This is a genomic window from Synechocystis sp. PCC 6803 substr. PCC-P (genome assembly GCF_000284455.1).
Lineage (GTDB): Bacteria > Cyanobacteriota > Cyanobacteriia > Cyanobacteriales > Microcystaceae > Synechocystis.
The window spans coordinates 2,434,239-2,449,776 of record NC_017039.1 but is presented as its reverse complement, the minus strand read 5'-3'; the positions used below and the strand labels follow the sequence as shown (position 1 = coordinate 2,449,776).

Sequence of the window (15,538 nt, the reverse complement as noted above, 5' to 3'; positions counted from 1 at the left end):
AGAAGGATAAACCCTTCAGCATCCTGTCTGATGAGAGTCAGAGGGAATGCTGGATGTAAGTCCAGTAAGGACCTTGAAAACTGCATAAAGAAAAGAGAAAGCAGGGAAAATCTTGCTCTTCCTAACCGTTTTGATGTTAACCACAAGGCTTTTGGCTGAGTGTGAGACTGAAGGGCGGTGAAGGTAGGGGGAAAGATGATCCTAGTTAGCAAAAAGAAGATCTTAAAAAGGTCAAGCTACAAAGGGCTAACGGTGGATACCTTGGCACACAGAGGCGAAGAAGGACGTGGTTACCGACGAAACGCTTCGGGGAGCTGGAAACAAGCATTGATCCGGAGGTGTCCGAATGGGGCAACCCAAGTGAACTACCCGCTGAATAAAATAGGCGGGAGAGAGCAAACCTAGTGAACTGAAACATCTTAGTAGCTAGAGGAAAAGAAAACAAAAGTGATTCTCCAAGTAGCGGCGAGCGAACGGGGAACAGCCTAAACCAATCTTTTCGAAGATTGGGGTCGTGGGACAGCAACGTGGACTGAGTAGATTAGACGAAGCAGCTGAAAACTGCACCAGAGGAGGTGAAAGTCCTGTAGTCGAAAATTGAATCAGCCTAGCTGTATCCCGAGTAGGTCGGAGCTCGTGGAATTCCGATTGAATCAGCCGGGACCACCCGGTAAGGCTAAATACTACTGTGTGACCGATAGCGTAAAGTACCGCGAGGGAAAGGTGAAAAGAACCCCGTTGAGGGGAGTGAAATAGAACATGAAACCGTTAGCCTACAAGCAATGGGAGCTCGATTAAACGAGTGACCGTGTGCCTGTTGAAGAATGAGCCGGCGACTTACAGGTTGTGGCAGGTTAAGGTGTGTTGCACCGAAGCCAAAGTGAAAGCGAGCCTGAATAGGGCGTTAGTCACAATTTGTAGACCCGAACCCGGGTGATCTAACCATGGCCAGGATGAAGCTTAGGTAACACTAAGTGGAGGTCCGAACCGACTAATGTTGAAAAATTAGCGGATGAGCTGTGGTTAGGGGTGAAATGCCAATCGAACCCGGAGCTAGCTGGTTCTCCCCGAAATGTGTTTAGGCGCAGCGGTTGTAAAGTCAACTTGGGGGGTAAAGCACTGTTTCGCTGCGGGCGGCGAGAGCTGTACCAAAGTGAGGCAAACTCAGAATACCCAAGAAGAAACGACCAGTAAGACGGTGGGGGATAAGCTTCATCGTCGAAAGGGAAACAGCCCAGACCACCAGCTAAGGTCCCCAAATCATCACTAAGTGAGAAAGGAGGTGGGAGTGCATTGACAACCAGGAGGTTTGCCTAGAAGCAGCAATCCTTAAAAGAGTGCGTAATAGCTCACTGGTCAAGCGCTCCTGCGCCGAAAATGAACGGGGCTAAGTGATGTACCGAAGCTGTGGACTCAGATATGAGTGGTAGGGGAGCGTTCTGTATAGGGTGAAGCACTAGCGGCAAGCAGGTGTGGACAGTACAGAAGTGAGAATGTCGGCTTGAGTAGCGAAAATATGGGTGAGAATCCCATACCCCGAAATCCTAAGGGTTCCTCCGGAAGGCTCGTCCGCGGAGGGTTAGTCAGGACCTAAGGCGAGGCCGAGAGGCGTAGTCGATGGACAACCGGTCAATATTCCGGTACTGATTATAGATTGTGGCGGGGGACGGAGAAGGCTAGTGCAACTGGAAGTTGGTTACCAGTCCAAGCATTCGAGGCGATGAGAGACGGCGAAAACGTCTTGAGCAGAGGTGTGATGGGGAGTCTCTACGGAGACGAAGTGCATGATGTCAAGCTTCCAAGAAAAGCCCGAACCACGTTAATTTATAGTCACCTGTACCCGAAACCGACACAGGTAGGAAGGTAGAGAATACTAAGGGGCGCGAGGTAACTCTCTCTAAGGAACTCGGCAAAATTACCCCGTAACTTCGGGAGAAGGGGTGCCTCCAGCAATGGAGGTCGCAGTGAATAGGCCCAGGCGACTGTTTACCAAAAACACAGGTCTCCGCAAAGTCGTAAGACGCAGTATGGGGGCTGACGCCTGCCCAGTGCCGGAAGGTTAAGGAAGTTGGTCAGGGAGTAATCCTGAAGCTAGCGACTGAAGCCCCGGTGAACGGCGGCCGTAACTATAACGGTCCTAAGGTAGCGAAATTCCTTGTCGGGTAAGTTCCGACCCGCACGAAAGGCGTAACGATCTGGGCACTGTCTCGGAGAGAGGCTCGGCGAAATAGGATTGTCTGTGAAGATACGGACTCCCTGCACCTGGACAGAAAGACCCTATGAAGCTTTACTGTAGCTTGGAATTGGGTTCGGGCTTTGCTTGCGCAGGATAGGTGGGAGACTATGAAGTTGCTCTTGTGGGAGTAATGGAGTCAACGGTGAGATACCACTCTGGTGAGGCTAGAATTCTAACTTGTTCCCGTTATCCGGGAGAAGGACAATTTCAGGTGGGCAGTTTGACTGGGGCGGTCGCCTCCTAAAAGGTAACGGAGGCGCGCAAAGGTTTCCTCAGGCTGGTTGGAAATCAGCCGAAGAGTGTAAAAGCAGAAGGAAGCTTGACTGTGAGACTGACAAGTCAAACAGGGACGAAAGTCGGCTTTAGTGATCCGACGGCACTGAGTGGAAGGGCCGTCGCTCAACGGATAAAAGTTACTCTAGGGATAACAGGCTGATCTCCGCCAAGAGTTCACATCGACGCGGAGGTTTGGCACCTCGATGTCGGCTCATCGCAACCTGGGGCGGTAGTACGTCCCAAGGGTTGGGCTGTTCGCCCATTAAAGCGGTACGTGAGCTGGGTTCAGAACGTCGTGAGACAGTTCGGTCCATATCCGGTGTAGGCGTAAGAGTATTGAGAGGAGACTTCCTTAGTACGAGAGGACCGGGAAGTACGCACCTCTGGTGTACCTGTTATCGTGCCAACGGTAAACGCAGGGTAGCCAAGTGCGGAGTGGATAACCGCTGAAAGCATCTAAGTGGGAAGCCCACCTCAAGATGAGTACTCTCATGGTGTTAAGCCAGTAAGGTCACGGGAAGACTACCCGTTGATAGGCTCTAGATGGAAGTCCAGTAATGGATGAAGTCGAGGAGTACTAATAGACCGAGGGCTTGACCTTTATTCTTCATTTTTCTTTCTCTTTTCTTGTGCAGTCTTCTGGGTTTCTTCTCAGCAAAACCCAAAAATCTTTCTTGGTGTCTTTAGCGTCATGGAACCACTCCGATCCCATCCCGCACTCGGTTGTGAAATGTGACAGCGGCGACGATACTCTGGGGGTTGCCCCACGGCACAATAGTCCGATGCCAAGTTCCTCTTTCTTTGATCTGAAGCTCTCCATTTTACTTGGGGAGCTTTTGGCCATATTAAAGTCAGGTTCAAAATTATAGTCCGGGAAATGGCGATAATATTTTCTCTGGCTTGGACTAATGGAGATTGTCAACGGGGGGAATGATAGAATTGGTAGAAGTCTAATGTGGGCTTTGTAGAAATTTTCGGATATTTATTCCCCTAGCTCCCTTTTGTTGTTAACCCAGGAGGTTTAAAACTCTCAGATGACTCAAGTTGTTGTAGGTCAAAACGAACCAATTGAATCCGCGCTACGCCGCTTTAAGCGTCAGGTCGCTAAGGCTGGCATCTATACAGATTTCAAAAAGCATCAATTTTTTGAAACGCCGCAAGAAAAGCATAAACGCAAGGAAGCAACCCGCAGAAGACAGCGTTCCCGTCGTCGTTAGTCGATTGTTGGCACTGAGATTAGAAATATACTTTCATTTTCTAAGAACTTCTTCGGTTTTCGTATAGCCGAGGGAGTTTTTGTTTTTCCTGCTATATTTCAGGGGTTTTGGGGAGTTAAGCTGCCTCTTTCTAAACGCCAACATTGGTCGGCGATCGCCGTTAGTTCTCCTGGATCATGGGTCACAACAAGAAGTCCCCAATGGTCTTTTAATTTGATTAGTAGATTGGCTAATTGTTGACGCATCGACCAATCTAGGCCTGCGGTAGGTTCATCGAGGAGAAGAATATTGGGTTGGCGAATTAATTGCACGGCTAAGGACAACCGTCTTTGTTGGCCACCACTGAGGGCTTGGGGTGAAAGATTCCAAGGGCAATGACCCAGACCAACCTCTTGTAGGGTCTCTGCAATGCGGCTGCGGGGAAGCTCCGGATGTCCCAAACGCAATTCCTCTAGCAGGGTGCCACCGCAGAAATGACGCTCTGGGAACTGGAACACTAAACCACAGAGCTGCTGGAGGTGGAGAGGAGTTAACTCCTGGGTTTGCCAACGGATATGACCGCTGGTCGGTTCTGCCAGGCCGGAAAGGATTTCTAACAGAGTGGTTTTACCAGAGCCACTAGGGCCAATTATCAAACCGAGTTGTTGGGGAGCTAATTCTAAATTGATATCTTTTAGAATGGGATGCAATGCGGCGGGCGGATGGTAGCAAACGTCGTTTAAACACAGCATATTGATAAAGTTGAAACGCAGTCTCCCTGCCAGTTCCGCCAAAAGCTGGATATTATGGCAATCACAATTCCTTAGAATTTTAGCTTGATCGGCCTAATTTTCTTGGTTTTGCCAGTGCTCTTTCTGATTCTCACTGTAGATACAATCGATTATGTTGGTTTTCCTCACCCGTTTTACTCCGATGAATTTAATTCGTAATCGTTGGGCCCAAATTTTTACCCAATCTATATTAGGAGTCCTAATAGCTGGTGGTACTGCCTGGGCAGGGGATCCCTTTCGCCCTAACAATCCCCACAATATTGGCGACCAAACAGAAGCTGCCTTTGAAGCCATTTTTCGTGATGGGAACTATCGGGGGGCAGAGGAAATTTTGGCTGGGGCGATTCAAGCTGAACCTAATGAGCCTTTGGTTTATGCCATGCAGGCTTCTTTTGCCTATGACGCTAATGATATGGAAGGAATGAGGAAGTACGCCCAGCAAACCCTAGAGTCGGCCCAGCGCTTGGCCCCCAGCGATCCCTTACGGGGTAACCTATACATTGCTGTGGGTCATTTTTTGGAGGGTAGTTATCTGCTAAAAAAGGGCAGTTACTTACAAGCTGTAGGTAAAACAGGTACGGTATTCGAACACCTAGACAAAGCATCCGCCATTAATCCCAATGATCCGGAACTTAACCTTTTGCGGGGTTACTTAGATCTGTTTTTGTCCCGTTATACTCCCTTTAGCCAATCGGAACAGGTAATTAGTCGCTTTGAGCAGTATGCGGCACCTGACTATCTCCGTTACCGTGCCCTAGCCACTACCTACCGAGATTTGGAAAAGTATGACCTTGCCATGGCTAATATTGACCGGGCGCTGGCTATCACCCCAGACAATCCGGAATTGCAATACTTGAAAGGGCAGTTTTTACGTAATGAAGGACGCCGCAGTATGGATTTAGGCAAGCTTCAACAGGCTCAGCAATACTACGCAATGGCCCTACAAAAACAAGATCAGCTATCTCGGGCATTGGTGGTTCAGCTTAACCATGAAAACAATGCGGTAGTGGATGAAATTCAAAAATTAGCCCAAAATCCTAGTCTTAAGGGCTTCTAAAAGAGGAGAGGCTATCATTTGATCCCCTATAGTTGATTAATAAAAATCAACTGGCTTGGGGTGAAAACGTATAATATTTCCATTAACAATTATGGTCAGACTCTCCTAGCCAAGTATTAGATATGAGCCGATATGGGAAAATACGTGGGCGATGATGGTAGACTCGAAACCATAGCACAAAAAAAGGTAGCCTGCCATGACACCAAACATTGTATTTCCTGCCACTATATAGACAATTATTGCCGTTGATTAAGGGAGTAACGGAATTGATGGCCAATGGGAGCTGGGAAAGTCCAAATAATACTGCACTAATTCCAATTGTCAATCCCATGACAATATTATTGGGTTTTCCTTTTTGAATCAGTCGTCAGCTGGCCCGCACAATCAAAGTCATAATTCCCCAGTGGATCAGGATTTCCTCGGTGATGCCTCCGTAGATGATTCTGACAGCTATGGGAGGTAATAGGAGAGCTTGGGTATTAGCCAGTGGAGGGGGCGAAAGAAAGTGAAAACCAATGATAATGGCTACACGCTACACCTATTAATCCACCTACTAGCCCGGAGATAAGTTGAGGATAGAACGCATGAATAACCCTGCCATGGTTGAGAAGGGCAGAGAGCGTTGGTGAGCATAGTCCAACCCTTTTAGTTAGTATTGAACCCAATGTTGCTGCTAGTAAAACAAACAATGCTCCTTGGATCAGATTTGCAATTTGCAGAGTTTGTAAAGATACAGGAATTGCAGTTGAATCGACAACTAAAGACAACATTAAAAATGAACTAGCGATTACACCCGGTACACATAAACAAAACAATAAGAGAGTTAATTTATAATCTATTTTCATGTCCAATTTCTGTTGAACTCATCAGTTGTATGAAATCAGAAGTGTTGAACGATAGTTATAAAGAGAAAAAAAGCCCTTTAAAATGATAGAATAAAGGGCAGAAATATTAGAATAATTGAAGAGATGATATCAAATTTTGGACATATTGTCAAAACTTATCTATCTAATTTTCCTAAAGATGACTACCCAGTATTAGACACATTTAAGTTTGTGAGTATCTGGTTAGGATTAGTGTTAGACCAGAGCCAGACAAGCATGAGGAGTATGTTTAAAAGACTGAACTTACGAGGAGAGACAGTCGATATATCTACATTCTCAAAGGCAAGCAAAAAAAGGGATGTGGGAGTTTTTAGAGAAATAATATTTTCCTTAAAAAAGGAATTGTCGAAAAGGAAGGAAATTAAGCAGGGAGAATTAGAAATATTTCCTCTCGATTCAACCATTGTCAGCATAACTAGTAAGTTGATGTGGAACCTTGGATTTCATCAGGTAAAAGTATTCAGTGGGATTAACTTATCAACAGGGATTCCGGGGGGAATAGTAATTCACTTTGGACAAGGTCATGATAATAAATATGGGAATGAAACAATAGAAGAGACTCCAGAAAATGGAGTAGCAGTAATGGATAGAGGATTTTGTGACTTACAGAGAATCAAGAGATTACAAAAGGAGAATATAGTAGTTTCAAATAAAGCTGAGACGCTAAACGCCACAGTAAGAACGGATAATTTCATCAAGAGACGTGTCAATAGGAGCGTACATTCTAGCTCGTTTCAAGGCACTAAAGTCATGCTCAATATCATTTAAATCAGGAGAATATTTCGGCAAAAAAAGAACTTCATGACCTGCTTCTTTAGCCAATTCTTTAATGGCAGTTTTACGATGAATAGGAGCATTATCCATTATTAATATTGATGGAATGTCGAGGGAGGGTAGCAAATATAATTTTAACCATCCTTCAAAGCCTTCTGCATTCAAACTCCCGGTAAAAACCATCGGCGCAATCAAATCTTTTTTTCCTTTTCTTCTCCCTGCTACTAGATTTTCTCTGACTCCCCTTTTTCCTTGTCTATCTTCATAAACTTTTTTTCCTTTTTTTGACCAGGCATAAATACAAGCCTGGATTGCTTCGAATCCAGATTCATCTATGTAAACTATAGCTTGACTACCATAGAGCTTAATTAGTTCTCTTAACATTCTATAGTACTTAACTCGTTCCTCCCGGTTTCTTTCTCGATAACGTAGTTCTTTTTTTTTTCTGTTTATTTTCATTTTCTTTAATGCGTAATATACGGCACTCGGCCTCACTCCAAATTTCTTGGCTCTGTCTATCAATCTTGCATCGGGATTTTCTTCTACGTCTTTTTTTAGAGCTTCCCAGTCTAATTTCCTATGGCGACGCTCTACTTTTGTTGGGCTTAAATCTACTCTATTTAACCATCTGTATATCGAGGCTTTTCCTATTTTATATATCTTGGAAGCCTCAGTTATTTTTCCTCCAGCTTCTATATAAGCTACTACCCTTTGCCTTAAATCTAAACTGTAAGCCATTGTTTAAACCTGTTCATTTTGTACACTCCATAATTTTACATTAAATTCTCTCATCGTTAATTGAAATGACTATAACAAATATCATGTATTAAGAATAAAGAATAATATAAAGCTAGAAAAATTAGCCAATGATAACTATATGGTTGGAACTGGAAAGAATAAAATAGAGAGTAGAGTGGTAATATTCACCCATGATAATTCAGAGTTTAGATTGGTTACAAATTTACCTATAGAAAGTAAAGAAATAGAAGGAGTTAGTGATGAAAAAATAGCAGAAATTTATAAAAAAAGATGGCAAATAGAATTGTTATGGAAATTCTTAAAAATGCACTTAAAGCTGAATAGACTGATTGCCAAAAATGAGAATGCAATTGGGATTCAAATCTATACCTGTATAATTGCTTATTTAATACTAAAATTACTGGTAATCCCAAAAGAAGCAGGTACAACAATGTTAGACAAACTACGTTATTTACAGGCTTTCATGTGTGAAAAAATAAGCTATGTACACTGGCTAAGGGAGTTAGCACTAAGGTGATGAATTTGCTTTGCTGTAGGATTATTCTGTCTATTTTTAGGTCGTACATAAGTGCGATTCAACGATTCTGAATCAAAAGGTATTTATTAAGGGTAAATTTCAGTCCTTTTAAATTAATAAATTAACATCCTTACTTTTAGTAAGTTTACGATTTAGCCCGCCATTGGTAAATTGCCTATTTCCAAGGCTGTTGGGGGCCTAAAACCCCGCAGAGTTGGCTCCTTCATCGAGATATTTAGCTTCTTACCCTGTAGTAGTACCCCAAATTTACCGAGGCCATTGGGATCAATTAACTGGTGCAAAATGGCCCGTCGGGAAAAAATTTCGTTCAAATCATACTGCCCACTGGATAAATCCGCTAGGCGATCGCCAAGGCCAAGATTCATTAAAAAAGGCCCCTGCTGGCTAAAATCCAAACGATTCAGGCCATAGCATTCTCCCCACCATTCCAAGGCAGTGAAGTTGACATGGGCAGTGACGTCCTGTTGCCCCAAATTGACGAAGGGATTATCGTGGTGCCGTTGTTGGAAATAGCATTGCAGCGTCCCTCCAGTGCGTTGGGGATGGTAATATTTCCCCGCTGGATGGCCATAATCCACCGTTAATACCCATCCCTGGGCTAAAACCCGAGCAATTTCTTCCAAAGCCTGTTGGGCGGCTAGGTTGACTTCGGTTTCATAATTTTCTCCGTAGGGAGGAGAAGTCAGTTGCAAGCCAAAGCTAGCGAAGTAATCTACCAATTTGTCAGTGGACAGGTCGTCCCAAACGCTAGTGAGATCCGTTGATCCCGCCTCAATATATTGCTCTTTCAAAACCCCTTGTTTGATGCCCACTCGATGGACGGGCAGGGCATCGAAAAATTCATTGCTAAAACAACAACCTACTAAGCTATCGTTTGCCAACTCTGGCCAAGTTTGCCATTGGATTTTGCCCATTTCCCGCCAGGGTTCTAAGAGATTGGCTTGCCTTCGGCGGAGGGCGGCGGACTCCTCAATGATGTGGTAGTGTAAGGCGGCAAAAAATTCGGGATACAGTCTTTGGGTCTGGGCCAACACTGTTTGGGCAAAGGCTCCAGTTCCAGCCCCCAATTCTAAAAGATCAAAGCGGTCCGGTTCCCCCAGCCGCTGCCACATTTCCAAAAATTGCTCCGCCAGCAGTTCGCCAAAATCGGCCCCCAAGGCGATCGCCGTGACAAAATCCCCGCGAATGGCAATGTCCACCTGACCACTACTGTAATAACCATAATCAGGTTGATAGAGCACCCACTCCATAAACTCCGCAAAAGTGAGCCGCTGGTGGGGACTTTGGCGGATATGATCAAGGAGAGCAGGGAGAATATTCTGGGTCATGGATGATGGGAAACAGAGAAAGGTCACGGTGGCGGCGATCACCGAACTGGCCATTTTCCTCCATGGATTGAAGGAAGGGCACAGGCCAAAAGCTCAAGGGGACGGAATGCTTAGGCCACTGACTAGGATTTTTAACGATTGTTCATTAATTGTTCACCAAAACGGTTCCTTTGACGTCGAGCTTTAGCTCAAAGGACATACAATCCCTTAGAAAGTGTTTGAAAAGTTTTAAGCAAGCCTTTGAAGCATGAGATGAACCATGGCAACATAGAGCATGGTCTCACTGGTGGTAGGTAAATATTCATAATCCTTGCTTAAACGACGATAGCGACCAAACCAAGCAAAGGTGCGCTCGACTACCCAACGGCGGGGTAAGACTTCAAAACCTTTTTGTCCCTGCTTTTTGCTGACGACATTCAAATTCCAACCAAAAGTATGCTCCACCCAATAGATAAAATCCTTTCCGCCAAAGGTGCTATCAGTCCATATAACTTGCAGGCACTGCCAAAGGGGAGCAAACCAGGTAGCAAGTAGAATCAGACCCTGATGGTCGGAGCGATGGGCACCATGGACGACAACATCGAGAAGTAATCCCATGGTATCCACGAGGATTGTACGTTTACGACCATTGACCTTTTTTCCGCCGTCATAGCCAGTTTCTTGGCCAGTTCCAGCCTTTTTAAGTGACTGTGAATCTAAACAACCGGCACTAGGGTGAGTATTTCTTCCAGCTTTGAGCCGAACTTTCTCACGGAAGATACGGTTTAATTTTTTCCAGGTACCATCTTCGTGCCATGGCTGGAAATAACCATAGACCGTTCGCCATTTAGGAAAATCATGGGGCAGAAGTCGCCAGGCACACCCCGTTCTGAGCATGTAAAAAATAGCATTGAGTATCTCCCGCAGACTAGTTTTCCGTTTTCTTCCCCCAGTTTTTGCTTTGGGTAAATGGGGTTCTACCAATTGCCACTGGCTATCTGTGATGTCCGTGCTGTAAAATTCTCGAATTATCATTAATTATGGTGAAAATTTTATTCTTTTCACCATTTTCCATTCTTCACCCTACTTTTCAAACACGCTCTTAAACATCGCCATAACAATTGCCAACATTTATTGTTTAACGTTGTCGAAAGTATGTGTCAGACTTGAAGTCGATGCTAGCTAAGATTTAAATCACTATGAACCGCCAGGGAACCTATCAAGGCAGTGACCAAGAAACGGAAGTTCGTCGTCTGAAAGAGTTGATGCCGGCTTCGGGGCGGATGCTAGTTAAACTCCAGGCCCAGCCGAAACAGTCCCGGGTAATTGATTGTGATTTTCCTAAGCCCTGGCAATTTGGCGATCGCCTGGTGAAAATTAATTTTAGTCTGTGGTGGGAGTTGACCATCCAGGAACGGGATTTGCTGATGCTGAGTGTGGTCTGTCGTTTGGTTAATATCCGTTGGTTCAAGCCAGATTTATACCAAGGGTTGACCGTGGCGGGGGCGATCGCCGTGGGGGTACAACTTTGGCAAAGGGATGGGGTAGGCATGGTGGTGGCCGGAGGATTAACGGCCTTAGCTGCTCAACAAATTTGGCGGGGTTACCAAAGCAATGAACGGGAAATCGAAGCTGACGCCCAAGCCCTCAAGGTAGCGGTACGTCGGGGCTACAACCAAAAAGAAGCCATCCAGGCCCTGTTAACGGCGATCGAAAACACGGCCAGGATTGAAAACCGCAGTACCCTCAGCTTTAATGAACTGTTGCGCTGTCAAAATTTACGCCTCATGCTCAACAGCCAGGCCAGCCCCGATCCTTCCCTATCCCGCAATTTCTAGGACGGGTTGGGCTTCCTTAATGGCCAAGATTTTTTTCATCACTTCCTCCACTACCTTGTCGGGGGTAGAAGCGCCGGAAGTCACCCCCACCGTAATTTTCCCCGCCGGTAGCCAGGGTTCCAACACTTCTAAATCCTTGCCCAGGGGCTTATGCTCCACCCGATTGCCCGGCCCAATGCGATCGCCGCTGTCAATGTGAACCGAAGGAATACCATGTTCCACCGCAATTTCTTGGAGATGGGTCGTATTAGAAGAATTAAAACCACCAATAACTACCATTAAGGACAAGTCTTCTTCAACTAAATCAAACATGGCATCCTGCCGTTCCTGGGTGGCATCGCAAATGGTATTAAAACTCATAAAGTGATTGTTCAACTCGATTGGGCCATATTTTTGCAACAGGGTTTTTTCAAACAATTTGCCAATCATTTCCGTTTCACTTTTCAGCATGGTGGTTTGGTTGGCGACCCCCAAACGAACTAAATCTTGGTCCGGGTCAAAACCAGCGGAATGGGCATTGGCGAAATAGTCTAAAAATTCCTGGCGATCGCCACCGTGGAGAATATAATCACAAACCTTTTGGGCTTCGGCCATATTCAAAACAATTAAATAGGTCCCAGCAAAGGAACTGGTGGCAATGGTTTCTTCGTGGTTATATTTGCCGTGGATGATGGAAGTATGCTCTTTCTTTTTATGTTTTTCCACCGAATTCCAAACTTTAGAAACCCAAGGACACGTAGTATCGACAATGGTACACTCCCGGTCGTTGAGTAGCTGCATTTCCTCCACACTGGCCCCGAAGGCGGGCAGAATCACCACGTCTCCCTTGGCCACGCCGCTAAAATCCTTTTCCCCGTTAACCACATCAATAAAATTCACTTCCATTTCCCGCAGTCGTTGATTCACCGAAGGATTATGGATAATTTCGTTGGTAATCCAGAGGCGATCGCCAGGGAAATGTTGACGGGTTTCGTAGGCCATGGCTACGGCTCGCTCCACGCCCCAGCAAAAACCGAAGGCCTCCGCCAACAGAATGGTGACATCCCCCCGCTCTAGGCGGTAATTATTCTGACGAATTTCCTGGATTAGGTGACTTTGGTATTCCGTATTCATTACCCCCATCACCTCTTCCCCATGGCCAAACCCCTTGCGATGGTAATTGTCGGAGTGGTGCAGAGACCGTTTAAAAGCTTTGGTATCCATAGAAAAACGAGAATGTCACCTGTATTATGTTGTTCCATTTTGCCATCCTCTCCCCCCAACCGCTAGACAAGCTCAAAGCCCATTGCCGTTGCTCGATTTTTCGGCCATGGGTAAAGCCCTGGGGGCCCGTTTGGTAGAATGGGCTAGCAATCTTGACTGAGCCTGGTTCCCAGACGTTCTGTTCCAACCTGCAGACTGTCTCTCTGGGGCTCCGTTGGGGAACATTTTCGGGCTTGATGGGGTTAACAATCCTATGCCGCGTTGACTATTTCTCTTATGAACTGGAAATTTTTCCCACACCCCTTCCTAGCCATGGCCGTCGGGGCTATCTTGGCTCCCTTCACCCCCGTCTCCGCCAGTACCTTCACCGAAACAGCGATCGATCAAACTGAGGTAATTGCAGTGGCCCGCCCCTATGGCGTCGAAACCACTAAGTATGACCTTTTGGTGATTGAACAGATTCCCGGTAAAAACAAATGTTGGGATGTCACCCCCGGAGCACCGGCCATGGTGGATCCCCTGCTGTTAAATTTTGACTTCACTGGCCACTGCCGCCGCGCCACAGACAGCAACGGCTATTCCATCCGCATCGATGGCCAGGACTATGGCTTGGATTACTTATTACGTCTTGTACCCAGGGGCAATGAATTAGTTTTGGTGGCCACTTCTCGCAACGGCCGCGGCCCCGAACTCGTAGTTGGTAGTACCAAGGGGATTGGCGCAGGTTTTATGCAGGTACAGCTCAACCCAGGCTGGCAGTTCACTAAACGCACCTACGAAGGTCAAGTTTTGGGGCACTACTACATTAGTGGCACCCAGGCCGCTATTTTGGGCGGAACCGCTGTTAGCCCTGTGGGCCCAGAGCCAATCACCCCAGAAAAACAAGAACTCATTGCCCCTGAGCCGGTTCAGACCTTGGAGAATAATCCTAACCCCACTCCAACAGAGGTAACGGAAACCGGGACGGAAATTATCATTAAGCAGGAAGTACCAGAAGTACCCGCTAATGAACAGTCCGGCATGGTGATGGAAGAAGAGAGTGTCAGCACTGTGACCGAAGAAAACTCCGTTGCCAAAGAAATGGAAACGGTTACTCCCAAACCGGCCCTTGTGGTTAAACCAAATCCTCCCCGACGCCGCACCCCCACCCCTGCGGATTTTCGCCCCTAGGAAATTTTCTTTTATTGATTTTTATTGCTTACCATGCCCTCTGCCGATACCCTGAGTCAGTTCGAAGTTTTTGACTACGATTTACCCGAAGACGTTTGCCAGCAGCTTTTGGCTTGCAAAGAAGTTGCGGTGGATACGGAAACCATGGGTTTAAATCCCCATCGGGACCGCCTCTGCTTGGTGCAAATTTGTGATCCAGAGGGCAATGTGACGGCTTTACGCATTGCCAAAGGCCAGGAGGAGGCCCCTAACCTGACCCGATTGATGGAAGACCCAGGTATCACTAAAATCTTCCATTTTGCTCGTTTCGACACGGCCCAACTAAAACACACCTTTGACATTAAAACTTATCCGATTTTTTGTACTAAAATTGCCAGCAAAATTGCCCGTACCTACACTTCCCACCATGGACTCAAAACGCTGGTGCAGGAATTGGTGGGAGTGGAATTGGATAAGTCTTCCCAATGTTCCGATTGGGGCAACGCGGCTAATTTGAGTAAGGCCCAATTGGCCTATGCTGCCAATGATGTACGTTATTTGATTCCCCTGCGCCATAAGTTAGAAAAAATGCTGGCCAGGGAGGATCGTTTACGGTTAGCCCAAAGGTGTTTCGAGTGTTTACCGGTGATGGTAACCCTTGATTTGGGTATGTATGGCAATGTGTTTGAGCATGGCGGCCCCGGTTAACTTGGGTTAAGAACGTTGAAATCTTAGGGCTTCGATGGACTGGGCAGTGAGGAAAATACCCAGAAAAATGTAGCTGGCAAATAACACACAGCTTTTACTATTGATTACTCCGTTAATTAAATCTTGGTAACTTTGGAAAAGGGAAAGGTAGGCGAAGACATCGGCGATCGCCCCGCCTAGGTTTTGGGCAAATACATCCATAATCCAAAGCATCAAAATTAAAACGAAGGTGAGAATGTAGGCAATTATCACGTTTTCCGTCAGAGAAGAAATGAACATGCCTAGGGAAAGCACCGCCGCCGCCACTAGAATTACCGCCCCATTGGCCACTAGCACTAAACCGCTTGGTAGGGGAGGATTAGCCGCAGAAAAGATAATGATTTGATAAATCCATAGGGGAACTAACAACACTGAGAAAAACAGTAATGCCCCCATTAATTTGCCCACCGCCACCACCCAATTGGTGACTGGGGAGGTGGCCAATAATTCCAGGGTGCCTCGCTTTCTTTCTTCTGCGTACAGTCCCATGGAAAGGGCAGGTAGTAGTACTAAAATCAACGAAATAATTAAGCCTAAATAACTAGAAAGAAAATCCCCCGCCACATCCACTGGCTCAGAAACCCCCGACTGCCGCAAAAACTCAACGTTGGAGATAATTTGACTGAGCATCAAAGAAAAGAAAATTCCCGACATTAACCAAAAAATGGCGGCAATGCCATAGGCAAAAGGAGAACCAAAATAACTTAGTAGCTCTTTACGGAGAATGGCGAGCAGATTGTACAGAGTGGTCATGGGAAGAGGAAAGTCTATAGTGGCAGAGTT

At 46.1% G+C, this 15,538-nt stretch carries 13 protein-coding genes, 2 rRNA genes and 1 pseudogene; 9 read left to right on the top strand and 7 right to left on the bottom strand.

Translation table 11 applies throughout. The features are described from left to right. Positions 1-229 precede the first annotated feature (229 nt). From SYNPCCP_RS11475 to rpsU, 3 genes are all read left to right on the top strand, one after another. Positions 230-3,113, top strand: a 23S ribosomal RNA gene (locus SYNPCCP_RS11475). 72 nt (positions 3,114-3,185) lie between these two features. Next, positions 3,186-3,303 (top strand): 5S ribosomal RNA (gene rrf / locus SYNPCCP_RS11470). 243 nt (positions 3,304-3,546) lie between these two features. Next, positions 3,547-3,729, top strand: a complete 183-nt coding sequence (gene rpsU / locus SYNPCCP_RS16970) for a 30S ribosomal protein S21 (RefSeq protein ID WP_010873397.1) — start codon at positions 3,547-3,549, stop codon at positions 3,727-3,729. Between the two features lie 98 nt (positions 3,730-3,827). On the opposite strand, the gene SYNPCCP_RS11465 is transcribed toward rpsU, so the two are convergent. Next, the gene (locus SYNPCCP_RS11465) at positions 3,828-4,460 is read right to left on the bottom strand and encodes an ABC transporter ATP-binding protein (protein WP_010873396.1); all 633 of its coding nucleotides are present in this window, start codon (positions 4,458-4,460) and stop codon (positions 3,828-3,830) included. A 151-nt stretch (positions 4,461-4,611) separates the two neighbouring features. On the opposite strand from SYNPCCP_RS11465, the gene SYNPCCP_RS11460 reads away from it, so the two are divergent. Beyond that, positions 4,612-5,556: a Sll0314/Alr1548 family TPR repeat-containing protein gene (locus SYNPCCP_RS11460; RefSeq protein WP_010873395.1), complete on the top strand. Its 945-nt coding sequence runs from the start codon at positions 4,612-4,614 to the stop codon at positions 5,554-5,556. Between the two features lie 479 nt (positions 5,557-6,035). On the opposite strand, the gene SYNPCCP_RS16965 is transcribed toward SYNPCCP_RS11460, so the two are convergent. Further along, the gene (locus SYNPCCP_RS16965; protein ID WP_010873394.1) at positions 6,036-6,401 is read right to left on the bottom strand and encodes a hypothetical protein; all 366 of its coding nucleotides are present in this window, start codon (positions 6,399-6,401) and stop codon (positions 6,036-6,038) included. A 123-nt stretch (positions 6,402-6,524) separates the two neighbouring features. Here SYNPCCP_RS16965 and SYNPCCP_RS16960 point away from each other — a divergent pair. Beyond that, positions 6,525-7,076, top strand: a pseudogene (locus tag SYNPCCP_RS16960) (IS4-like element IS4Sa family transposase); the annotation flags it as partial. 27 nt (positions 7,077-7,103) lie between these two features. Here SYNPCCP_RS16960 and SYNPCCP_RS16955 read toward each other — a convergent pair. Further along, positions 7,104-7,952, bottom strand: a complete 849-nt coding sequence (locus SYNPCCP_RS16955; protein ID WP_010873392.1) for an IS630-like element ISTcSa family transposase — start codon at positions 7,950-7,952, stop codon at positions 7,104-7,106. A gap of 94 nt (positions 7,953-8,046) precedes the next feature. Here SYNPCCP_RS16955 and SYNPCCP_RS11445 point away from each other — a divergent pair, with 94 nt between their 5' ends. Further along, positions 8,047-8,490 (top strand): transposase, encoded by a 444-nt coding sequence (locus SYNPCCP_RS11445; RefSeq protein ID WP_369791790.1) that lies wholly within the window; start codon positions 8,047-8,049, stop codon positions 8,488-8,490. Positions 8,491-8,642: 152 nt separating this feature from the next. Here SYNPCCP_RS11445 and SYNPCCP_RS11440 read toward each other — a convergent pair whose 3' ends face one another. Together SYNPCCP_RS11440 and SYNPCCP_RS11435 are read right to left on the bottom strand one after the other, a co-directional pair. Continuing rightward, positions 8,643-9,893 carry a class I SAM-dependent methyltransferase gene (locus tag SYNPCCP_RS11440; RefSeq protein ID WP_010873390.1) on the bottom strand — a complete coding sequence of 417 codons (1,251 nt, stop codon included), beginning with the start codon at positions 9,891-9,893 and terminating at the stop codon, positions 8,643-8,645. A gap of 174 nt (positions 9,894-10,067) precedes the next feature. Further along, positions 10,068-10,853, bottom strand: a complete 786-nt coding sequence (locus SYNPCCP_RS11435) for an IS5 family transposase (RefSeq protein ID WP_010873213.1) — start codon at positions 10,851-10,853, stop codon at positions 10,068-10,070. 164 nt (positions 10,854-11,017) lie between these two features. Here SYNPCCP_RS11435 and SYNPCCP_RS11430 point away from each other — a divergent pair, with 164 nt between their 5' ends. Beyond that, positions 11,018-11,656: a DUF3318 domain-containing protein gene (locus tag SYNPCCP_RS11430; RefSeq protein ID WP_010873389.1), complete on the top strand. Its 639-nt coding sequence runs from the start codon at positions 11,018-11,020 to the stop codon at positions 11,654-11,656. Here the strand turns inward: SYNPCCP_RS11430 and SYNPCCP_RS11425 are convergent. After that, positions 11,639-12,859 carry a 4-hydroxy-3-methylbut-2-enyl diphosphate reductase gene (locus tag SYNPCCP_RS11425; RefSeq protein ID WP_010873388.1) on the bottom strand — a complete coding sequence of 407 codons (1,221 nt, stop codon included), beginning with the start codon at positions 12,857-12,859 and terminating at the stop codon, positions 11,639-11,641. The two genes, SYNPCCP_RS11430 and SYNPCCP_RS11425, sit on opposite strands and share 18 nt — an antisense overlap. Before the next feature lie 312 nt (positions 12,860-13,171). Here SYNPCCP_RS11425 and SYNPCCP_RS11420 point away from each other — a divergent pair, with 312 nt between their 5' ends. Together SYNPCCP_RS11420 and SYNPCCP_RS11415 are read left to right on the top strand one after the other, a co-directional pair. Continuing rightward, complete coding sequence (locus SYNPCCP_RS11420) at positions 13,172-14,029, top strand: DUF3747 domain-containing protein (RefSeq protein ID WP_020862182.1); 858 nt, start codon at positions 13,172-13,174, stop codon at positions 14,027-14,029. A 33-nt stretch (positions 14,030-14,062) separates the two neighbouring features. Further along, complete coding sequence (locus SYNPCCP_RS11415; RefSeq protein ID WP_010873386.1) at positions 14,063-14,716, top strand: ribonuclease D; 654 nt, start codon at positions 14,063-14,065, stop codon at positions 14,714-14,716. Positions 14,717-14,722: 6 nt separating this feature from the next. Here the strand turns inward: SYNPCCP_RS11415 and SYNPCCP_RS11410 are convergent, their stop codons facing one another. Then, positions 14,723-15,508, bottom strand: a complete 786-nt coding sequence (locus tag SYNPCCP_RS11410) for an ABC transporter permease (protein ID WP_010873385.1) — start codon at positions 15,506-15,508, stop codon at positions 14,723-14,725. Positions 15,509-15,538: the final 30 nt, after the last annotated feature.

Excerpts from the sequence above, each read along its gene's own strand:
- rpsU (WP_010873397.1), top strand. The coding sequence starts at position 3,547 with ATGACTCAAGTTGTTGTAGGTCAAAACGAACCAATTGAATCCGCGCTA.
- SYNPCCP_RS11465 (WP_010873396.1), bottom strand. The coding sequence starts at position 4,460 with ATGCTGTGTTTAAACGACGTTTGCTACCATCCGCCCGCCGCATTGCAT.
- SYNPCCP_RS11460 (WP_010873395.1), top strand. The coding sequence starts at position 4,612 with ATGTTGGTTTTCCTCACCCGTTTTACTCCGATGAATTTAATTCGTAAT.
- SYNPCCP_RS16965 (WP_010873394.1), bottom strand. The coding sequence starts at position 6,401 with ATGAAAATAGATTATAAATTAACTCTCTTATTGTTTTGTTTATGTGTA.
- SYNPCCP_RS16955 (WP_010873392.1), bottom strand. The coding sequence starts at position 7,952 with ATGGCTTACAGTTTAGATTTAAGGCAAAGGGTAGTAGCTTATATAGAA.
- SYNPCCP_RS11440 (WP_010873390.1), bottom strand. The coding sequence starts at position 9,893 with ATGGCCAGTTCGGTGATCGCCGCCACCGTGACCTTTCTCTGTTTCCCA.
- SYNPCCP_RS11435 (WP_010873213.1), bottom strand. The coding sequence starts at position 10,853 with ATGATAATTCGAGAATTTTACAGCACGGACATCACAGATAGCCAGTGG.
- SYNPCCP_RS11430 (WP_010873389.1), top strand. The coding sequence starts at position 11,018 with ATGAACCGCCAGGGAACCTATCAAGGCAGTGACCAAGAAACGGAAGTT.
- SYNPCCP_RS11425 (WP_010873388.1), bottom strand. The coding sequence starts at position 12,859 with ATGGATACCAAAGCTTTTAAACGGTCTCTGCACCACTCCGACAATTAC.
- SYNPCCP_RS11420 (WP_020862182.1), top strand. The coding sequence starts at position 13,172 with ATGGCCGTCGGGGCTATCTTGGCTCCCTTCACCCCCGTCTCCGCCAGT.
- SYNPCCP_RS11415 (WP_010873386.1), top strand. The coding sequence starts at position 14,063 with ATGCCCTCTGCCGATACCCTGAGTCAGTTCGAAGTTTTTGACTACGAT.
- SYNPCCP_RS11410 (WP_010873385.1), bottom strand. The coding sequence starts at position 15,508 with ATGACCACTCTGTACAATCTGCTCGCCATTCTCCGTAAAGAGCTACTA.